The sequence below is a fragment of the Microbulbifer variabilis ATCC 700307 genome, from assembly GCF_000380565.1.
GTDB lineage: Bacteria > Pseudomonadota > Gammaproteobacteria > Pseudomonadales > Cellvibrionaceae > Microbulbifer > Microbulbifer variabilis.
The window spans coordinates 289,491-309,285 of record NZ_AQYJ01000027.1; the positions used below are offsets into that span (position 1 = coordinate 289,491).

Sequence of the window (19,795 nt, forward strand, 5' to 3'; positions counted from 1 at the left end):
CAGGCGACATCACCATTCATTTTATATTAAGAGGGATTTTTAGATGTCAGAAGATGTGTTGTTTCAATTAAAGAACGTCAGTAAAAATTTTGTCAAAGGCAAAGAGAAAATTTCTATCTTTGACGACCTCAACATGACCATAGATCGGGGGGATTTTGTCGCTATCATGGGGCCATCCGGCTCCGGTAAAACCACTCTGCTAAACATGTTAGGCGGTGTTGATCAACCCAGTGGTGGCGAGGTCTGGTTTGACGGTACACGTATTGATTCTCTTAGCGAAGGCGCCCTGACTCGCTGGAGAGCGGAAAATATTGGTTTTATTTTCCAGTTCTACAATTTAATGCCAATGCTGAATGCGCAGCGCAATGTGGAGCTGCCACTAATGCTGACCAAGCTATCTAAAGCGCAACGACGTAAAAATGTGGAAACAGCACTCGCTCTTGTGGGGTTGAGCGATCGCGCCAAACACATGTCTAGCGAGATGTCCGGTGGTCAACAGCAACGAGTGGCCATCGCCCGCGCAATTGTCTCCGATCCCAAACTGATATTGTGTGACGAACCCACAGGAGATCTGGACCGTGCTACTGCCGATGAAATCCTGGAAATGTTGCAGTTGCTAAATCGCGACCATGGAAAAACTATCGTCATGGTCACCCACGACCCCGCTGCAGCCAAATACGCCAAACGCACCCTGCATCTCGATAAAGGGCAATTTGTGCAGAGGGAAATAGTGGCATGAACGAATTTTATTTAATTTATAAAAACATGACGAGAAAGCCTCTACGGCTTTTCCTCACATGTTTTGCCATATTTATTGCCTTTCTGATTTTTGGCGCGGTTACCAGTTTAAAAACCGCACTAAATTCCAGTGTGGAACTTTCTGCAGACAATCGTTTAGTGGTTTTTAATCGTATAAATTTTACCAAGTCGCTACCCATTGCGTACTACCAAAAAGTTGCCGCAGTAGAGGGGGTAAAGGACGTTACCCATCTTAATTGGTTTGGCGGCTATTACCAGGAACCGGCAAGACAAGTAGTCTCTATGGCAGTGGAACCAGAATCTTACCTAAGGGTTTACAAGGAAGTTGTTGTTCCCGAAGACCAAAAGCGGGCCTGGTTCAACAATCGTCAGGGCGTTTTAGTCGGTGAAAAACTCGCGCAAATTTATGGTTGGAAAATTGGTGATCGGATTCCAATTTCCTCCAATATTTTCACCCACAAAGACGGTGGCTACACCTGGGAGTTTGTAGTATCCGGAATTTTTAAAGGGGATACTGAACAATACGATACACGTCAGATGCTTTTCCACTATAAGTATTTTATGGAAACCCAAACATTTGGTGGTGACTGGATCGGCTGGATGGCCCTTACCACTGAAGATTCTTCCCTCAATGAAAAAGTGGCGAAAACTATTGATGATACTTTTGCCAACTCTCAAAATGAAACGGATACCAGCACTGAAAAGGCCTTTAATAAGGCTTTTATTGAACAAATCGGAAATATTGGACTGATCATTTTCTCAGTTGTATTTACCGCTTTCTTCACCATTCTGGTTGTGGTCGGCAACACCATGGCACTGGCTATTCGCGAACGCACCGGGGAGATTGCTGTGTTGAAAACTTTAGGTTTTTCCAGTAGCAGAATTTTCCGTATGGTGCTTTCGGAATCCATGCTGGTCGCGCTGGTCGGTGGACTCTCGGGTCTTGCCGCAGCCTGGTTGCTGGTCGAGGGTGTTAAAACTTTCCTTGCCAGGTTTCTACCCAACCTGATTCTGGACGGAAATATCGCCCTGCAAGCGCTGGTATTTATGCTTTTACTAGGGTTAATTACCGGGTTACTGCCAGCATTTAATGCTCTGCGCCTAAACATCGTCACGGCATTTAACCGTCAACAATAAATCAGCTGATACTCGGCTTCGCTGTCTTTTCTTTTTTACGAATCGCAGCAAAACTCCTATATGGAGGGAAAATAATGGGTTCTCTTATTGCACAAATAGTCTCAGTGACCCTCATGAATCTTGGCAGCCTGCGCCGGCGCCTGTGGATGTCTTTAGCCATGGTACTGGCCTCGGCAGTTGTAGTAGCCATATTGCTGGCATTTCTCGCCATGGCCAAAGGCTTTGAGGAGACCATGCGCGGAGCAGGCTCAAGCCAGATCGCTATCCTTATGCGGGAGGGCTCATCAACCGAGCTCAATTCAGTAATCTTGCAGGATCAGGTCAATCTTATCGGGGAATCAGCTGGAGTAGCCCGCGATGCCAATGGTCCACTGGTTTCACCAGAGCTCTATGTGATTGTCGATGGTATTAAGAAATCCAGTGGTACCGAGGCGAATATTCCTTTGCGCGGACTCAACAAGACCGGCATGGATATGCGCACGAATATGCAATTGGTAGAGGGACGCATGTTTACTCCTGGAACCAACGAGATGGTTGTGGGAGCAGGCGTGCTGCGGGAGTTCAATGGCTTCGAAATAGGAAAGGAAGTACGTTTTGGCAAGAACCTGTGGAAAGTCGTTGGTGTTTTTTCCACAGGAGGTAATATTTTTGAGAGCGAACTCTGGGCGGACATAAAAACTATTCAGAGCCACTACAATCGCGGAAATAGCTACCAGTCAATCCGAACAAAGCTGCAAAATGACAGCGACATAAAGCCATTGCAGGATAGTATTGAGCGAGAGCCACGCTTAAATCTGGAGGTGCAGACAGAGCAGGAGTACTTTGCCAGCCAGGGCAAACAACTGCAGTACATAGCCACTTTCGGTTGGATTATCAGCGCGGTAATGGCTCTCGGTGCCCTCGCCGGGGCCCTTAATACCATGTATACATCTGTTGCAGATCGCGCAAAGGAAATTGCCACACTACGCGCTTTGGGTTTTAGCAACTTTTCAGCTTTTTGCGGCACCATCGCCGAGGCCATGGTACTGGCAGTAACGGGTGGACTTCTGGGCTCACTAGCTGCATTTGTCTTCTTCGATGGGCTGAATACCTCAACCTTGGGTGGTAGCTTCACTCAAGTGGTATTCAGCTTTGAGATGTCGCCGGACCTGTTCCTGCAGGGCGCTATACTGGCTCTGGCGATCGGCTTTGTCAGCGGCTTTTTCCCTGCTTGGCGCGCAGCGCGTATGCCAGTGATAGTGGCATTTCGTCACGCTGCCTGAAACCAGTCCGACAATCACTTAGATAGGGCTGCCACACGGCAGCGCTATCTATTCTTGCGATAAATTTTGCTTTTGCCTTCCGGTTGCTTGCGGAAGCGCTTGTACTCCCACTGGTACTGTTCCGGTGCCTGGGCGATACAAGCCTCAACACCACGGTTCATCGCCGCCAGGGAGACCTTCTGCTCTTCACTGTAAATTGCGTTCTCGGCGGGCAAAAACACCAATTCAAAACCCCCTTCCACACGCTTGCCAAAACCGAATACCACGTGGCATTTAGTGCGTTGCAGTAGATTGTGAGCCAGTGTCATGGTCAATGCCGGCCGCCCAAAGAAAGGGGCAAAATCCCCACCCATATCGGGCTCCTGGTCCGGCAATACCATCGCGACATGACCGGCTTTCAAGCATTTGAGCAGGGAGCGCACACCATGGATATTGGTGGGTACCATTTGTGCGCCGGTCTTCTCGCGGCCACCGCGAATCACCGGGTCCAATTCAGCAATTTTGGGCGGTTGGTACAATGCCATAGACGGCCCCATAGCCGCCAGGTACATACCAAAAATTTCCCAGTTGCCTGTGTGCGGCATTAATACCAGGGTGCCGCGACCACCCTCTTCTCCTAAAGACAACAAGTGTTGATTGCGTACCGACACTATGGTCTTTTCATTGACCGCCCAGGGATGGTGCCAAATACTCGCCATCTCGAATCCAGTGACAGCGGTATTAACCACACTTTCCCGGGCCAGCTTCTCCCGCTGCTTAGGGTTCATCGCCGGGTAACACTGCGCCAGATTAATTCTACTCAGGCGCAGACCTTCGGTACGCAACAACACCGCCGTCTTGCCAGCCAAGCGCCCTAGGCACCTCGACCAGGACAGCGGTAATCTGCCAATCAGTTTCAGTGCACCTGCAGCCAGGTGCCCCTTAATATCCAATGCAACAACTTCCTATACAAAAATACCGCCGTTTGGCGGCCCTAAAGCCAAGTATGGCGGTTCAAACCATCAGCGTGGTCACAACGCTTTAAGCGCAGCAGCCGCTACCGCTATAATTGCGTCCCTTTGCCCACAGCAGATACTGATCCGGAGATAGCGGTGTCCAAGCAATACGATCTCAGTACCTTTCAGGGACTCATTTTTGCCCTGCAGGATTATTGGGCGCGCCAAGGGTGCGTCATTCTACAGCCTCTGGATATGGAAGTGGGCGCCGGCACCTTTCATCCGGCGACCTTCCTGCGCGCCATAGGTCCGGAAAACTGGAATGCGGCTTATGTACAGCCCTGCCGCCGCCCCACCGATGGCCGCTATGGAGAGAACCCCAACCGCCTTCAGCACTATTACCAATACCAGGTAGTAATGAAGCCGTCCCCGGACAATATTCAGGAATTGTACCTCGACAGCCTGCGCGCCATGGGCGTGGACCCGGCTATTCACGATATTCGCTTCGTAGAAGACAACTGGGAATCCCCAACCCTGGGTGCCTGGGGCCTCGGCTGGGAAGTCTGGCTGAACGGTATGGAAGTCACCCAGTTTACCTACTTTCAGCAGGTCGGTGGCCTCGAGTGCTACCCGGTTACCGGCGAGATCACCTATGGTCTGGAGCGTATCGCCATGTACCTGCAGGGTGTCGAGTCCATCTACGATCTGGTCTGGACCCGCAACCCGGATGGCAGCCCCGTCACCTATGGCGACGTTTTCCACCAGAATGAAGTGGAGATGTCCCACTACAACTTTGAACACGCCGATGTGGAATTCCTGTTCGCTACCTTCGATCATTGCGAACGCGAGAGCACGCGCCTGATCGAGCTGGGCCTGCCACTACCCGCTTACGAGCAAGTCATGAAGGCCTCCCACGCCTTCAACCTGCTGGATGCGCGCCACGCCATCTCAGTGACCGAGCGCCAGCGCTATATCCTGCGTGTACGCACCCTGGCCCGCGCCGTGGCACAGGCTTACTACGATGCGCGCCGCGCCTTAGGCTTCCCCCTGGCAGATGAAGCTCTGCGGGCAGATATTTTGGTGGAAGACATCGAGCAAGAGGAGAAGCAGTAATGGCTCAGGATTTTCTGGTAGAGCTGGGCACTGAAGAGCTGCCACCAAAAGCGTTACACAAATTAATGAGCGCTTTCGCCGATGGTATTACCCAGGGCCTCAAAGGCGCCGAGTTGTCTTTTGGTGAAGTTAAAGCCTACGCAGCCCCCCGCCGCCTGGCAGTAGCGGTGTTTGGCTTGGCAGACAAACAGCAGGACAAGCAAATTGAAAAGCTGGGCCCGGCCGTCAAAGCCGCCTTCGATAAAGAGGGTAAGCCCAGTAAAGCCGCTGAGGGTTTCGCCCGCAGCAATGGCGTAACCATTGAAGAACTCGGGCGCAAAGAGACCGACAAAGGCGAGCGCCTGGCCTTTATCAGCGAGCAAAAAGGCGCTGAAACTGAATCCCTGTTGGCTGGTATTATCGAGAAAGCCCTGGCCCAGCTTCCCATTCCCAAGCGTATGCGCTGGGGTGCACGCCGCGAGGAGTTCGTGCGCCCGGTACACTGGCTCGTCATGCTGTTCGGCAACAAGGTGGTAGATGGTGAAGTACTCGGCTTAAAAGCCGGTAACATCAGCCGTGGTCATCGCTTCCACTGCAATCGGGAGCTGGAGATCCACTCCGCCCACGACTATGCACAGGTTCTGCGCGAACCTGGCTACGTCATGGCGGACTTCGCCGAACGCCGCGAAGCCATTCGTGCCCAGGTGATTGCCGAAGCCAACAACGTCAATGGTGAAGCGGTCATCGACGACGATCTGCTCGACGAAGTGACTGCACTGGTGGAATGGCCTGTCGCCCTTACTGGCCGCTTCGAAGAGCGCTTCCTGGAAGTACCCGCTGAAGCCCTGATCTCCTCCATGAAGGAGCACCAGAAGTATTTCCACGTGGTGGATGAAGACGGCCAATTGCTGCCTTTCTTTATCACCGTGTCCAATATCGAGAGTCAGGATGCCGCCCAGGTTATCCACGGCAACGAGCGGGTAATCCGCCCACGCCTGGCAGATGCCGCCTTCTTCTTCGAAACTGACAAGAAAACCAGCCTGGAATCACGCCGCGAAAAACTGCGCCAGATCGTTTTCCAGCAGCATTTGGGTAGCGTCTACGACAAAACCGAGCGGGTCTCCGCTTTGGCCCGCACTATCGCCGAGAAAACCGGTAGTAACGGCGACTGGGCCGAGCGCGCCGGCCGCCTGTGTAAGTCAGACCTGGTTACCGAGATGGTGTTCGAGTTTGCCGATATGCAGGGCATCGCCGGTTACTACTACGCCGAAAATGATGGCGAGCCGTTGGATGTAGCCAAGGCCATGTACGAGCAGTACATGCCCAAGTTTGCCGGTGACGAGCTGCCCGTCAGCGACACCGGTACTGTAATCGCCCTGGCAGACCGACTCGATACCTTGGTGGGTATCTTTGGCATTGGCCAGCCTCCCAGCGGCTCCCGCGACCCCTTCGCCCTGCGCCGCGCCAGCCTGGGCATTATCCGCATTCTCGTAGAGAAGCGCCTCGATCTGGACCTGCGCGAGTTACTGGAACTGGCCCGTGACAACTATCCGCGCACCGCCCTGGGTGAATACGACAAGGTGGTAGAGCAGACTCTGCAATATGTACTTGAGCGCTTCCGCGCCCGCTACGAGGATCAGGGCATTGCCGCCGAGGTCTTTATGTCGGTTGCCGCGCGAAAATTGTCACGACCGCTGGATATCGACAATCGTGTGCACGCGGTCAACGCCTTCAGCCAGCTGCCGGAGTCCGGTGCCCTCGCAGCAGCGAACAAACGCGTCTCCAATATTCTCGCCAAACTGGATGGCGCCGTGCCCAGCAATGTCGATGAAGCCCTACTGCAGGAGGAGGCGGAGAGGGCCCTATTCGCCGCCGTACAGGTTGCCCGCACAGAAGTTGAACCGCTGTATAGCGATGCACTCTTCGCCGAAGGCCTCGCCGGTCTGGCCGGGCTGCGTGAAACCGTGGACAACTTCTTCGACCATGTGATGGTGATGAGCGACGACGAGCAACTGCGCAACAACCGCTTGGCGCTGCTGGCCCAGCTGCGTGCACTGTTCCTCGAAGTTGCCGATATTTCCCTGCTGGTTCCTGCCAAGTAATGACTTGCTGAGGCGGGGCATTAAGCCCCGCCTCGCAGATTAGGGAGATACGAATATGGCAATTATCATTCTCGGCCGCGACGGGGTGATCAACGAAAATCCAGATAAATTCGTCAAATCCGCCGACGAATGGCAACCCTTGCCCGGCAGTATTGAGGCGCTGGCAGCGCTCAGTCAGGCCGGCCATCAACTGGTAGTTGCCACTAATCAAAGCGGCTTGGCACTGGGCCAATTTGATCTGGATGATCTAGAGGCGATGCATTCCAAAATGCGTACTCTGGTAGAGGATGCCAGCGGTGAGATCGCCGCGATTTTCTACTGTCCCCACAGCCCTGAAGATAACTGTCGTTGCCGCAAACCCCTGACGGGCCTGCTTGATGCAATCGAAGCGGAATTCGATACCAGCCTGCACGGTTGCTATCTGATTGGCGACAAACTGGCGGATTTACAGTTGGCGCTGGAAAAAGGCTGCCAACCAGTACTGGTACAATCCGGCGAAGGTATACTCACTCTTCAACAGTTGGTGGAAAAGCCGGACCCTAGACTGGCTGATACTAAAGTTTTCAGGGACCTAAAACAGTTCAGTCAATTTGTGCTGGTTTAAATGTGTCGCTATCTATGAGCTTTGCCTAACTATAAGCTTTCCCCAGCCGCTTTTGTAAACACTAGTTTTTCGTAAGCTGGGTGCTAACCACATCACAGTCCTACAACGAGCCAATATACCGTATTTGTCGAAGATTTCGCTTAGTATAAGGCTCCAAACTATTTACTTTGGACCTCACCGGTAAAGAGGGTAATACCCAACCTACCGCCCCTCTATCTCGGGCTCAAATTAACAATCTGGGCACAGTAACCTTGACTGCAAGGACCCCGCCCCCTACACCCGTGCTCTGAGCATCTTGGCGACAGCGAACAGGTTTTTTTAGGCCGAGGTTATGGCAGATACACAAAAGAAAATAATTCTCTTCGCTGAGAAGGGATCAGAATTATACTTTTAGCAACCAGTTCACATGGCATGCAAAGCGTGTAGCAATTTCCTGTGAGATAACAGCTGCCGTGTTAGTAAATTTAATGTTGCTTCCTATTTTTAGGAGTGAATTTTAAATACAACATTGTTGCTAATTATTTATTATAAAAATTAGAGTTATTTACTGGACCTTAATACCTTTACTGTCTTTCTATCACACCACTTCGCATTTAAATATAGTTGGAGTACTAAATTCAGAACCTCCGCATTGAATTACACGCCATTTTCCTTTAAAAGCTGATAGCAGGACGGGTATTTCTCTTCTGGTTTTTTAAATATTCAGCAGATCAGAAATGGACGTAGTTTTAAAGAGCAACTTCCACCACCTCAATTTAAAAAAATATTTTTTAAATTAAGCAGCTGAAGAAAATTTTTTATTCAAAAAAAGATCCTTCCTGATAGAAAAATAAAACGGTAATTACAATGAAAAGAAAAATTATTTCTTCGCTTCTTGCGGGAATGTTGGCCTCAGCTGGCAGCTTCGCTGATGCCCCTAGCGATACACCCTCTCCCAATCTGGAAAAACGAAAAAAAGTTTTTATTGTTCAGCTGGATGGAGAGCCTCTATCTGCATACCGTGGCACTATTCCAGGCCTCTCTGCTACTAAGCCGGCCCTAAAGCGCAAACTGGATCCGCGTAGTAGCAGTTACCGCCACTACGCCAATTTCTTGAAAACACGTCGCCAACGGGTACTCTCCGCAGTTCCCAGGGCCCGCAAAGTACATGAGTATGAAGCAGCCTTTAATGGATTTGCCGCAGTAATGAGTGAGAGAGAAGCTGAGGCTCTGCGCGCTCATAAAGATGTAAAGGGTGTTTGGGAAGATGAGTTGCTCAAGATGCACACAGATTCCACTGCGGACTTTCTCGGATTGACCCAAATACCCAGTCCCTGGCTCTGGGGCATCACCGGTGAAGATATTGTTATTGGTGTAATTGACTCAGGGATTCACCCCGAGCATCCAAGTCTTGCCGATACACCAACGCCACGTCGGGGCAATCGAGGAGTTGATATTCCCTACGGGCCAATTCCAGAATCCTTCACCGGCGAAGGCTGTGACTTTGGTAATACCGAATTCAACCCGGGCGATGCTGCCTTTACCTGTAATAATAAATTGATCAAGGCCAAAGCCTTCAACACCTCCTTCCTTACCAACAACACTCTGGCAGACTATGAGTTTATGTCCGCCCGAGATGCTGATGGGCACGGCACTCATACTGCCACCACCGCCGGCGGTAACTATGGGGTAGCAACTCCAGATGGCCAAACCCTCACTGGTATGGCTCCCAGAGCACGAATTGCTGCATATAAAGTTTGCTGGGACGCATCAGATCCAGACAGAAGCGGCTGTTACTCATCTGATTCTATGGCGGCCATTGACGAGGCTGTCGCTGATGGAGTCGACGTAATCAATTTCTCTGTGGGTGGAGAAAGCACGGTATTTACTCGTGGTCGTGATATGTCCTTCCTGTTTGCCGCCGATGCAGGCGTCTTTGTTGCAACCTCCGCAGGCAATGACGGCCCCGGCCCGCGTACCATGGGTACGCCCTCCGGCGTTCCCTGGATCACTGCAGTAGCAGCATCTGAGGACGACCAAAGCTTCGCAACTGTACTCCAAGTCGATGCACCCAAGGCTATTGCTGGTACCTATGAACTGATGGAAGGTGGAGGACCTGTCTCCCTCGAGGATAGCGGCCTTTTGTCAGGACCTATCGTTGTAAGCGAGCCCCTGGAAGCCTGTTCCGCGCTGGACAACCCCGAAGCAATGGAAGGCAAAATTGCTCTGGTAAAACGCGGCAGCTGCTCCTTCACAAGTAAATACAACAATGTCGCTGATGCGGGTGCCGTGGCTATCGTAGTGTACAACGATGGGGCTGACGATGGCCGTATGGATCCACTCTCGATGTCTGCTCCGGATACCACTATTCCAGGTGTCATGATCCGCTACAAAGACGGCGAGCTTATTGCCGCTACCTCTGGCGTTAGCGGAATTCTTGATCCAGAACAACAGGTATCCCGTGAGGATCGAATTGCTGAATTCTCCTCCCGCGGCCATAACGTTGGTGCACCGGATATTATTAAACCGGATATCGCAGCACCGGGGGTCGGTATCCTCGCAGGTACCTCACCAGTATTGAGCGGTGGTAGCCTATTTGAATCATTAAACGGTACCTCCATGGCCAGCCCTCATGTAGCCGGTATTATGGCTCTCCTTAAGCAAGCCCGGCCTGAATGGTCCCCAGCAATGGCCAAGTCCGCACTGATGACCACTGCACGCACCGATCTGCTGAAGTCCTTCGGTCCTGAAGCCGCAGACCCGTTTGATTTTGGTGCTGGCGCAATCGTACCTTCCGCAGCTTTCCGCCCCGGTCTAGTCTACGATGCAGGGCTTAATGATTATTTAGCATTTCTATGTGGTGCCGAGTTCCAGGAGCAGATTCTCGAGCCTGCAACCTGTGAGGAATTGGTATCCATGGACTACTCCCTGGACTCCAGCGACCTCAATCTGCCGTCAATCGGCATAGGTGAATTAGTCGGGACCCAGACAGTGAAACGCCGAGTGACCAGCGTGGCTCCAGGAAAGAGATGGTACTGGGCATCGGTAAATGCACCAGAAGGTATTGAAGTGGATGTCCACCCAAAAATCCTACGCCTTAGGGAAGGAGAGAGCGCAGAATTCAAGGTTACTTTTAGTGCCACTGACACTGCCGCTATAAACAAGTGGGTCTTCGGCGATTTAACTTGGAAATCCGTAGGTGCCCGCCAGGAAGTACGCAGCCCAATCGCTGTGCGACCTGTCCCCCTATCTACTTCCGAACTAGTGAATGTACAGGGTACTGATGGTGCCCATGACTTGGGAATGGTGTTTGGCTATAGCGGCAACTTCCAAGTCAGCATAAGCGGCTTGGCTGAGGCTGAGACAGTAGCCAGCAGTATTGAAGACCAAGCTAGTCAAGTGATTTATTTCGATATCCCAGAGGGTACCAAGATGGCACGTATAGCCCTCTTTGATACGGATGTTGGTGACGGTAGCGGCAGCGACGATCTTGATATAACAGTTTACGGTCCCGGCCCTAATGGTCCAGAAGTAGGCGACAGCACATCTTCGACTTCTAACGAGTCTGTCAATATGATGAATCCTACCCCAGGTCAATATGAAGTGCATGTGGTGGACTATTCCTCCGCCGCGGGCCCCACGCCATTTACCCTGTTCAACTTCAATCTAAGCGGCGACAACGGCAATACTCAGTTGACAGCTCCCTCCCAGGCACAAGTGGGCAGCAATGATAACGTCAAACTAGAGTGGATGGGTCTTGCATCTGGTACCCGCGCTCTGGGAATCCTTAGCTACGGCAACGGAGAACAGGTTTTTGCTGAGACCGAGGTTATGGTTAATACTCAATAATTCTCTTCGCTGAGAAGCGGTAAGAATTATGCTTTTAGGAGCCGGTCAAAGCCTTGTGCTTTGGTCGGTTTTTTATTGACACGAAAGCGATCCACCCCACCTGGTCAATAAAAACACCGGTGATATTCATAATACAAAGAGATCAACCATTCCCCCGTGCCAGATGAATACAGCAGCATTCTATAATTTATCTGAGTTCTCTAAACTTCTTTTAAAAACTGAATTTAAAAAGAACCGGTACCATAGACAGGTTTAGCTCGCTCAAATATTAAAGAGTCCAACAGGCATAAATGACTTAACTGTATTTATTTCTCATCCTTTTGTGTTCAAATTTGAGTGAAGTATTAAATTCAGTGTTCACTCATTGAGTTACGCGACATATTCCTTTAAAAGCATATAGCTGGGCGGTTCTGTCCATCTTGGCTTGGGGGAATACCATCAAACCAAAAGTGCACACTGCTTGGAGGCAATACTTTGCAGTACCGCATATAACAAAATATATTTTGTTTATACCTGCGGATAGTCCCTACTTCATGCTAAATCCCGCCTGCCACTAAAAATAAAAACGGGACACATCGATGAAAAGAAAAATAATTTTCACGCTTCTGGCAGGGATACTGGCCTCGGCCAGTAGCTTTGCAGAAACACCCAAACACACACTCGTACCCAGCCTGGAAAAACAAAGGAAAGTGTTTATCGTCCAGTTGGACGGCGAGCCACTTTCTTCCTATAGCGGAACCATTCCAGGACTATCTGCCACCAAATCGGAGGTGCGTCACAAGCTGGACCCTCGCAGCAGCAGTTATCGTCATTACGCCAACTTCCTTAAAAACCGCCGCGAGCGAGTGCTCTCATCTATTCCAGACGCGCGTAGGGTGCATGAGTACGAAGCCGCCTTTAACGGCTTCGCAGCAGTGATGAGCGAGAAGGAAGCTGAAGCGCTTCGTAGCCACAAAGATGTGAAGGGTGTTTGGGAGGACCGCCTGCTTAAGATGCACACGGATTCCACCGCGGACTTTCTCGGCCTGACCCGTATCCCCAGCCCCTGGCTGTGGGGTATCACTGGTGAGGATGTGATAGTAGGTGTCATTGATTCTGGTATCCACCCTGAGCACCCAAGTCTCGCCGATATCCCGACCCCGCGTCAGGGGAATCGTGGCAGAAATATTGCCTATGGACCCGTACCTGCATCCTTTATCGGCGAGGGTTGTGAATTTGGCAATACCGAATTCAATCCGGAAGACGTCGCCTTTACCTGTAACAACAAGCTGATTAAGGCCAAATCGTTCTCCGATGCCTTCCTCACAAATAATACCCTAGCCGATTATGAGTTCCTGTCTGCGCGCGATGCAGACGGACACGGTACTCACACTGCTACCACTGCCGCCGGTAACTACGGCATAGTGACACCGGAAGGTGAGACCCTTACCGGCATGGCACCGCGTGCCCGGGTTGCGGCGTACAAAGTCTGCTGGGATGCGCCAGACCCCGATGACAGTGGCTGCTCATCAGCAGACTCCATGGCGGCCATTGACGAGGCCGTAGCCGATGGCGTCGACGTGATCAATTACTCGGTGGGCGGCTCCAGTACCGTTTTCACTGGCGCGGACGATATCGCTTTCCTGTTCGCTGCTGACGCCGGCGTATTTGTCGCCACTTCTGCTGGCAACAGCGGACCTGCTCCGGAGACCATGGGAACTCCCTCCGGCGTACCCTGGATCACCGCGGTAGCAGCCGCAGAAGATGACCAGAGTTTTGGCACAGCCCTGCAAGTAAACGCACCAGAAGCTGTCTCCGGCACTTACGATGCCCGTGAAGGGGGTGGCCCGGTAACTATGGAGGACACCGGTCTGCTGTCTGCTGCCCTGGTTGCCGGTGCTCCACTGGAAGCGTGTTCCCAACTCACTAACCCCGAGGAGATGGCAGGGAAAATTGCCCTGGTAAAACGTGGCGGCTGCTCCTTCACAGAGAAGTACAATAATGCGGCCGATGCCGGCGCTGTAGCAATTGTCGTATACAACGACGGCACCGCCGTGGATCGTATGGATCCAATCGTAATGTCAGCCCCCGATACCACAATTCCCGGAGTGATGATTCGCTATGCCGACGGCGCCATGCTGGTCGAAAATACCGGGGCCGCTGGCATTCTGGATCCAGAGTTGAAAATATCTCGCGAAGACCGCATCGCCAGCTTCTCCTCTCGGGGCCACAACGTCGGCGCGCCGGATATTATCAAGCCGGATGTGGCCGCGCCGGGCGTTGGCATCCTCGCAGGTACCTCTCCAGTATTGAGCGGTGGCAGCCTGTTTGGTACCAAGAGTGGCACCTCCATGGCCAGCCCCCATGTTGCCGGTATTATGGCTCTACTGAAGCAGGCTCACCCTGACTGGAGCCCGGCAATGGCCAAGTCTGCCCTGATGAGCACAGCGCGAACTGACCTGCTGAAGTCCTTCGGACCCGAAGCTGCAGATCCATTTGATATTGGGGCCGGTGCAATTGTACCTGCCGCCGCCTTCCGCCCTGGGTTAGTCTACGATGCCGGTTTCAACGACTACCTGGCATTTCTATGTGGTGCGGAAAACCAACCGGAGGTTATCGAAGAAACTACCTGTACTGAGCTTGTCTCTCAGGGCTACTCACTGGATTCCAGTGACCTGAACCTGCCATCTATCGGCATCGGTGATCTGGTCGGTACCCAGACCATCAAGCGACGTGTTACCAGTGTTGGTCGCGGCCAGAAGTGGTATTGGGCCTCAGTAAACACTCCTGAGGGTGTAGAGGTTAGCGTTAATCCAAAAGTCCTGCGCCTGGGCGAAGGAGAAAGTGCCGAATTCCAGGTTACTTTCACGGTTACCGAAGAAGCGGCTATGAACGAGTGGGCGTTTGGTGATCTTACCTGGAAATCTGTTGGTATACGCCAGGACGTACGCAGCCCCATTGCCGTACGCCCGGTGCCGTTATCCACATCCCAGCTGGTCACAGCTGAAGGTACTGATGGTGCCTTAGACCTGGGCGTGGCATTCGGTTACAGCGGTGACTATCAAGTCGGTATTCAAGGCCTGGCTGAAGGTGTAGCTTTCCCCGGCAGCGTTGAAGATAGAGATAACCAGCTGATTTTCTTCGATATTCCTGAAGGCACCGAGCTTGCCCGCGTAGCTCTGTTTGATGCTGACGTAGGTGATGGGAGTGGCAGCGATGATCTGGACCTGCAAGTCTATGGCCCCGGCCCCGACTTCCCAGAAGTGGGCACCAGCGGCTCACCGACTTCCGCTGAATCTGTCGATTTGGTCAATCCCGCCGCAGGTCAGTATGCGGTATTCGTAGTGGACTACGCCTCTGCAGAGGGCCCCACGCCATTTACCCTGTTTAACTTCAACCTGAGTGGTGACAGTGGCAACACCCAGCTCACAGCTCCGTCTCAGGCACAAATGAACAGCAATGGCGATATCAAGCTAGAGTGGATAGGTCTCGCCCCCGGTACCCGAGCCCTGGGTATCCTCAGCCACGGTAACGGTGAACAGGTATTTGCCGAAACCGAGATCATGGTGAACACCCAGTAAAAATGAATTCTCATTAATAATGGGCATTCATTTTTTAGAAACTGGCCGAAGCATAAAACCTCGGCCAGTTTTTTTATTTACAAACCAGTTTTTCTTGTTGTCGAATAAATGCCGCAGCGATATCCATAGAAACATTACCGAAATCCCAGAAAACTTTTGTTTTGCGATTAATATTCACCGCAATCGATAGTTTGTATTCCGGTATTATCATTAACCAACTCTGGCTGCCTCGACTGACGCCGCCATGATTGACAACACGCAAAAAACCCACCTCAGAAATTTCCATTTCTCGAACACGCCAACCCAAAGCGTAGTTTTGCTCATTCACATCTCCATTCGCAAGCTTTTGTGGCGTCCAAAATATTTCCCTGGTTTCAGGGCTTAAGTAGCGATCGTCGAGATAGAGGGCGCCGAGTTTAACCAAATCACTTGGCGTAGAAATAAAACCACCTCCTGGCAATCGATGGCTTAAATCCACCGGACGCCACTCGCGTAGACGAAGCTCCTCTCCACTTAAACCATTACTTTTATAAAAGCGAGCAATATTACGAGTCGGATCTCCATTTACCGGTGATGCCTCTGTATTTTTCATTGAGGCGGGTCTAAAAACCTCCCTACTCATCACTTCCAGATAATTTTGCCCCTCGGCTTCAGCCAAGACTGCACCCAAAAGAACGGTACCGAAACTACTGTAGTAGAACTCTGTCCCTGGCTTGTAAAGCAATTCACTATCATCAAAAACCCCCAAGGCTTGGTACATACTTTCGTAATGACTACGCAATGCTAGAGTTTTATATAAACCGAGCCAGTCAGAATTATTCTTATAATGTGGCAAACCTGACATATGTGCGGCCAACTGACGCGGCGTTATATCCGCCCATCCCGAGTTCGGCATCACTTCAAAATAATTTCCGATTGATTTATCAAGATCAACTCTACCATTCTGTACCAACCTTGCGAGAGCCGTTCCAGTCAAAGCCTTGGAGGTGCTGCCGATACGAAAACGAGTCTCAGTGGAGACTGGTATTTGCCTTGCTAAATCCACCCATCCGGATGCACCAGCCCAGACCACCTCGCCGCAGGCTGAAACTGCCGCAGAAATAGCCGGAGCACCAATTTTCTCGCGGTGTTTTTCGATTACGGTTAGGGAATATTCTGCGGCGGAATTATATTCATCGTTATAAAGTACCTGTGTCGACGGTGCCTTATCAGGTAAGGCTCGCCAGCCAAAAGGGCTTAGTGGCAGGGAGTCAAGTGACCATGCATAAAATTGATAAACAGGCCATAGTAGGTAACCAACGCATAACAGAATAGCGAGACTGCCCAGCAGGAATTTTTTATGACTCATCAGCTTATTCCCAAATTCATAAGGATGGGCTGTAACAGTTGTAGTAAAACTCTCCAAGCCCGGTTCTCTCAATGTTATATTGCCACCCGTATATCAAGAGACTCAGTTACGACCAATTCTGACATTGCAAAGACCACATACCTTGGGACAGGGGGCTGGTACTATTTAGTAAACTTTCACTCTTTTTAACTGACACTAGCCGCTTTTTACCTTTGCTATCTTTTATCTGAAAATCACATACATACTCTATCCTAAGTACTATTCATCAATAGTTCCAAAATGAGTAGATTAAGTAGCATCTTGATAAAGTAAAAACAGTATGATTTACAAAAATATCTTTTTTATTAGGTTAGGATATATCTATTTTTACTTTCTATATTTTTTAAATTTTTTATGTTTATCCAGGATAAGTTAATCATTGCGCATAAAAGTACAGGTATTTTTAATTATTATAAAAAAATTATATGGTTCATAATAAAAATTTACTTTGTCACAACCGCTAAAATATTTAATCCGTAAAATTTGGCTCTTAATGAAAGCGGCGGCGGAATTCACTTGGAAGAATTCCCTTGTGCCTGCGGAATGTTCGTCTCAACTGCTCTTGGGATTGGAAGCCACACAGACAAGCCACCCTTTCCTGAGACAAGTTTTGCTCTGAGAGCAACTGACAGGCCTTCTCCACCCGGATACTCTCAATAAAGCGTGCCGGAGTTACGCCCAATTCCCGAGAAAAACATCGAGCAAAATTACGTGGACTCATGGCGGACTCCTGTGCAAGCCTCTCTACGGTAAGTGGCTCCTTTAAATTCTGGTAAATCCATTCCACCAACCCGGCAAATCGATCACTTTGCAGCTGGTTCATCAGGTGGGTGCTGTACTGCTGTTGCCCGCCATCGCGTTTCAAGTAGAGCACCATCATTCTCGCAATCGACAATGCCAGGCTACGGCCGTGGTCCTCCTCGACCAGTGCCAACGCAAGATCGATACCTGCTGTAACCCCCGCAGAGGTGTAGAGATTACCATCTCGTATATAAATGGCATCGGGGTCCACTTCTATGTCGGCATACTCTTGTAGTGCTGCCACATTTGCCCAGTGGGTAGTAGCTCGATGACCATTCAACAAGCCTGCTTTGGCCAGTATCAAGGCTCCGGTACAAATGGAGCCGAGTCGTTCCACCTGTGTCTCCTGATCGATCAGCCACTGAATAAACTCGACATTGCTGCCCAAAATATCATAACTTTTCGGTGGCCCACCGCTGAGCAACAGGGTGTGGATATCCTCGACTTCCCTGAAGCCATAATCTGCATAGAGCTTTACTCCAGAAGCCGTGACTATAGGCCCAGCACTGTCAGCCAAAATTTGGGTATCGTAGAAGTCAGAGGTATAGCGCCCCTCTGCACGGAGTTGATGATTGGCCAGAGAGAAGACTTCCAGGGGGCCGGTAACATCGAGACTCGAAGCTCCGGGATAGATAACCATGGAGACTTTTAGAGAATGGTCCTTTGGGAATTTCATTGCAGGAGTGTTCCACAATACCAATTAGGCAAAAATGACATATTGGTGGGGAATTCTGCCGTCTAATTGATAATTTACCAATCATTTATCTGCATTAGATATCCAAACGGCTCTTAGCCTGCCTGGCGCCCGTATTACCATACGCCAGGGGAGCGCCCAATGTAAGTGGTCACAGACTCATTTTTTAAGCCCTTTTAGCTCCCCCTGTTTCTTCTTGCCATGTTCCCGAAAATTATCCACATCACCATGATTTCTTGAGTCCTCGCGTAGCGTTTGTGGATAATTTTTCCTTACTAACAATTAGCAGGGTACTTCTCCATACGGACTATCACTTGACCTAAAGGGCTAGCCAAGCAAAATTGCCACCAATTTTGTTCAACCCCAGGGAGATTCTCTTTGCTGGAATTAATATTGAATCGCGGTGCTGAGCGCCGCTTGAAACGTGGCCACCTGTGGATCTACAGCAATGAAGTGGACACCAAGCGATCTCCACTTAAGGGAATCGAACCCGGCAGTCTGTGCCAGGTTCTCGACAGTCAAGGGAAGCTTCTCGGCACGGCTTTTATAAACCCAAGTCAGCTCATTTGTGGACGTCTCGTTACTAAAAAATCCAGTTTCGATGATTCCGATATTAGTGAGCGCCTACTATCTTCTTTGAGCCTACGCCAACGCTACTTTGAGCATCCGAGTTACCGGTTGGTGTATGGGGATTCAGATGGTCTGCCAGGTCTGGTTGTGGATAGGTTTGGTGATTACTTGGCTGTTCAGGTGAGCAACTGGGGAATGGAACACTTCCAGCAGCAGATTGTGGATAAGTTAATTGAGTTAGTCCAACCAAGAGGCATATTGCTACGCAACGATCACCAGGGGCGCGCCGTAGAAGGAATGCCACCGGTCAAAGAAGTTGTTTTCGGAGAGGTTCCCGAGATGGTTCCTTTTGAGGAGAATGGCGTCCCCTTACTTGCACCGATACATGCGGGACAGAAAACGGGTTGGTTCTACGATCACCGCGAGAATCGCAGATTGCTCAACCGCTGGGTTAAGGGAAAGCGGGTATTGGATCTCTTTTCCTACGCCGGCGGTTGGGGAATTCAGGCCCTGGCCAGCGGTGCTGCCAGCACAACTTGTGTGGATGCCTCACAACAGGCCCTGGACTGGTGTCAGGTCAACGCAGATCACAATGGACTTGTGGATAAGCTCAACACTGTCCATGGCAAAGCCTTGGACGTGCTCAAAGCTATGGTTGCTGCTGGGGAAAAATTCGATGTCATCGTGCTGGACCCTCCAGCCTTCATAAAGAGACGCAAGGATCACAAGGCCGGGCTGTCAGCCTATCGCCATATCAACGAGTTGGCCATGCGGCTGCTTGGCGAAGATGGACTGTTAGTAAGTGCTTCCTGTTCCATGCACCTGCAATCAGACGAGTTACTGGACTGTGTCCGTGGCGCCGCACATCGGCTGGGGAGACGTGCACGTATCCTCGCCAGTGGTGGCCAAGGCGCAGACCATCCGGTACACCCGGCAATCCCCGAAACGAGCTATCTCAAAGCCCATTTTGCGCACTTGGGTGGGGACCGCTAGTAGGCTATTACTCACACCTCCCAATAAAAAACCCCGGTTCTAGCCGGGGTTTCCCTTATCCAGTGATTTTG

12 protein-coding genes are annotated in these 19,795 nt (G+C 50.9%); 9 read left to right on the plus strand and 3 right to left on the minus strand.

Annotation, left to right across the window (positions count from 1 at the left end; genetic code table 11):
* The first annotated feature begins 43 nt into the window (after positions 1–43).
* From G367_RS0114465 to G367_RS0114475, 3 genes are all read left to right on the plus strand, one after another.
* Complete coding sequence (locus tag G367_RS0114465) at positions 44–739, plus strand: ABC transporter ATP-binding protein (RefSeq protein ID WP_020413860.1); 696 nt, start codon at positions 44–46, stop codon at positions 737–739.
* A complete protein-coding gene (locus G367_RS0114470) occupies positions 736–1,896 on the plus strand; it encodes an ABC transporter permease (RefSeq protein WP_020413861.1) in 1,161 nt (386 codons plus the stop codon). The genes G367_RS0114465 and G367_RS0114470 overlap by 4 nt, the downstream gene beginning before the upstream one ends.
* Positions 1,897–1,970: 74 nt before the next feature.
* On the plus strand, positions 1,971–3,158 hold the full coding sequence (locus G367_RS0114475) for an ABC transporter permease (protein ID WP_020413862.1): 1,188 nt from the start codon (positions 1,971–1,973) through the stop codon (positions 3,156–3,158).
* 44 nt (positions 3,159–3,202) lie between these two features.
* Here the strand turns inward: G367_RS0114475 and G367_RS0114480 are convergent, their stop codons facing one another.
* Positions 3,203–4,090, minus strand: a complete 888-nt coding sequence (locus G367_RS0114480) for a lysophospholipid acyltransferase family protein (protein WP_020413863.1) — start codon at positions 4,088–4,090, stop codon at positions 3,203–3,205.
* 159 nt (positions 4,091–4,249) lie between these two features.
* On the opposite strand from G367_RS0114480, the gene glyQ reads away from it, so the two are divergent.
* The 5 genes from glyQ to G367_RS23950 all read left to right on the plus strand — a co-directional run bounded on the left by glyQ (position 4,250) and on the right by G367_RS23950 (position 15,279).
* Positions 4,250–5,206, plus strand: coding sequence for a glycine--tRNA ligase subunit alpha (gene glyQ, locus G367_RS0114485; protein WP_020413864.1), 957 nt, complete (start codon positions 4,250–4,252; stop codon positions 5,204–5,206).
* Positions 5,206–7,287, plus strand: coding sequence for a glycine--tRNA ligase subunit beta (glyS, locus tag G367_RS0114490; RefSeq protein WP_020413865.1), 2,082 nt, complete (start codon positions 5,206–5,208; stop codon positions 7,285–7,287). Before glyQ ends, glyS begins: the two co-directional genes overlap by 1 nt.
* Positions 7,288–7,342: 55 nt before the next feature.
* Positions 7,343–7,891: a D-glycero-beta-D-manno-heptose 1,7-bisphosphate 7-phosphatase gene (gmhB, locus tag G367_RS0114495; protein ID WP_020413866.1), complete on the plus strand. Its 549-nt coding sequence runs from the start codon at positions 7,343–7,345 to the stop codon at positions 7,889–7,891.
* Positions 7,892–8,737: 846 nt separating this feature from the next.
* The gene (locus G367_RS26965; RefSeq protein ID WP_157533531.1) at positions 8,738–11,719 is read left to right on the plus strand and encodes a S8 family serine peptidase; all 2,982 of its coding nucleotides are present in this window, start codon (positions 8,738–8,740) and stop codon (positions 11,717–11,719) included.
* Positions 11,720–12,297: 578 nt separating this feature from the next.
* The gene (locus G367_RS23950; RefSeq protein WP_020413868.1) at positions 12,298–15,279 is read left to right on the plus strand and encodes a S8 family serine peptidase; all 2,982 of its coding nucleotides are present in this window, start codon (positions 12,298–12,300) and stop codon (positions 15,277–15,279) included.
* 73 nt (positions 15,280–15,352) lie between these two features.
* Here the strand turns inward: G367_RS23950 and G367_RS0114510 are convergent, their stop codons facing one another.
* A complete protein-coding gene (locus G367_RS0114510; protein WP_169337119.1) occupies positions 15,353–16,684 on the minus strand; it encodes a serine hydrolase domain-containing protein in 1,332 nt (443 codons plus the stop codon).
* Positions 16,685–17,156: 472 nt separating this feature from the next.
* Positions 17,157–18,143, minus strand: a complete 987-nt coding sequence (locus G367_RS0114515) for a GlxA family transcriptional regulator (protein WP_020413870.1) — start codon at positions 18,141–18,143, stop codon at positions 17,157–17,159.
* Between the two features lie 396 nt (positions 18,144–18,539).
* On the opposite strand from G367_RS0114515, the gene G367_RS0114520 reads away from it, so the two are divergent.
* Positions 18,540–19,724, plus strand: coding sequence for a class I SAM-dependent rRNA methyltransferase (locus G367_RS0114520; protein WP_020413871.1), 1,185 nt, complete (start codon positions 18,540–18,542; stop codon positions 19,722–19,724).
* The last annotated feature ends 71 nt before the right edge of the window (positions 19,725–19,795 follow it).

What these genes read in the sequence shown, in the direction of transcription:
- gmhB (WP_020413866.1), top strand. Translation starts at nt 7,343, where the DNA reads ATGGCAATTATCATTCTCGGCCGCGACGGGGTGATCAACGAAAATCCA.
- G367_RS0114465 (WP_020413860.1), top strand. Translation starts at nt 44, where the DNA reads ATGTCAGAAGATGTGTTGTTTCAATTAAAGAACGTCAGTAAAAATTTT.
- G367_RS23950 (WP_020413868.1), top strand. Translation starts at nt 12,298, where the DNA reads ATGAAAAGAAAAATAATTTTCACGCTTCTGGCAGGGATACTGGCCTCG.
- G367_RS0114515 (WP_020413870.1), bottom strand. Translation starts at nt 18,143, where the DNA reads ATGAAATTCCCAAAGGACCATTCTCTAAAAGTCTCCATGGTTATCTAT.
- G367_RS26965 (WP_157533531.1), top strand. Translation starts at nt 8,738, where the DNA reads ATGAAAAGAAAAATTATTTCTTCGCTTCTTGCGGGAATGTTGGCCTCA.
- glyS (WP_020413865.1), top strand. Translation starts at nt 5,206, where the DNA reads ATGGCTCAGGATTTTCTGGTAGAGCTGGGCACTGAAGAGCTGCCACCA.
- G367_RS0114470 (WP_020413861.1), top strand. Translation starts at nt 736, where the DNA reads ATGAACGAATTTTATTTAATTTATAAAAACATGACGAGAAAGCCTCTA.
- G367_RS0114475 (WP_020413862.1), top strand. Translation starts at nt 1,971, where the DNA reads ATGGGTTCTCTTATTGCACAAATAGTCTCAGTGACCCTCATGAATCTT.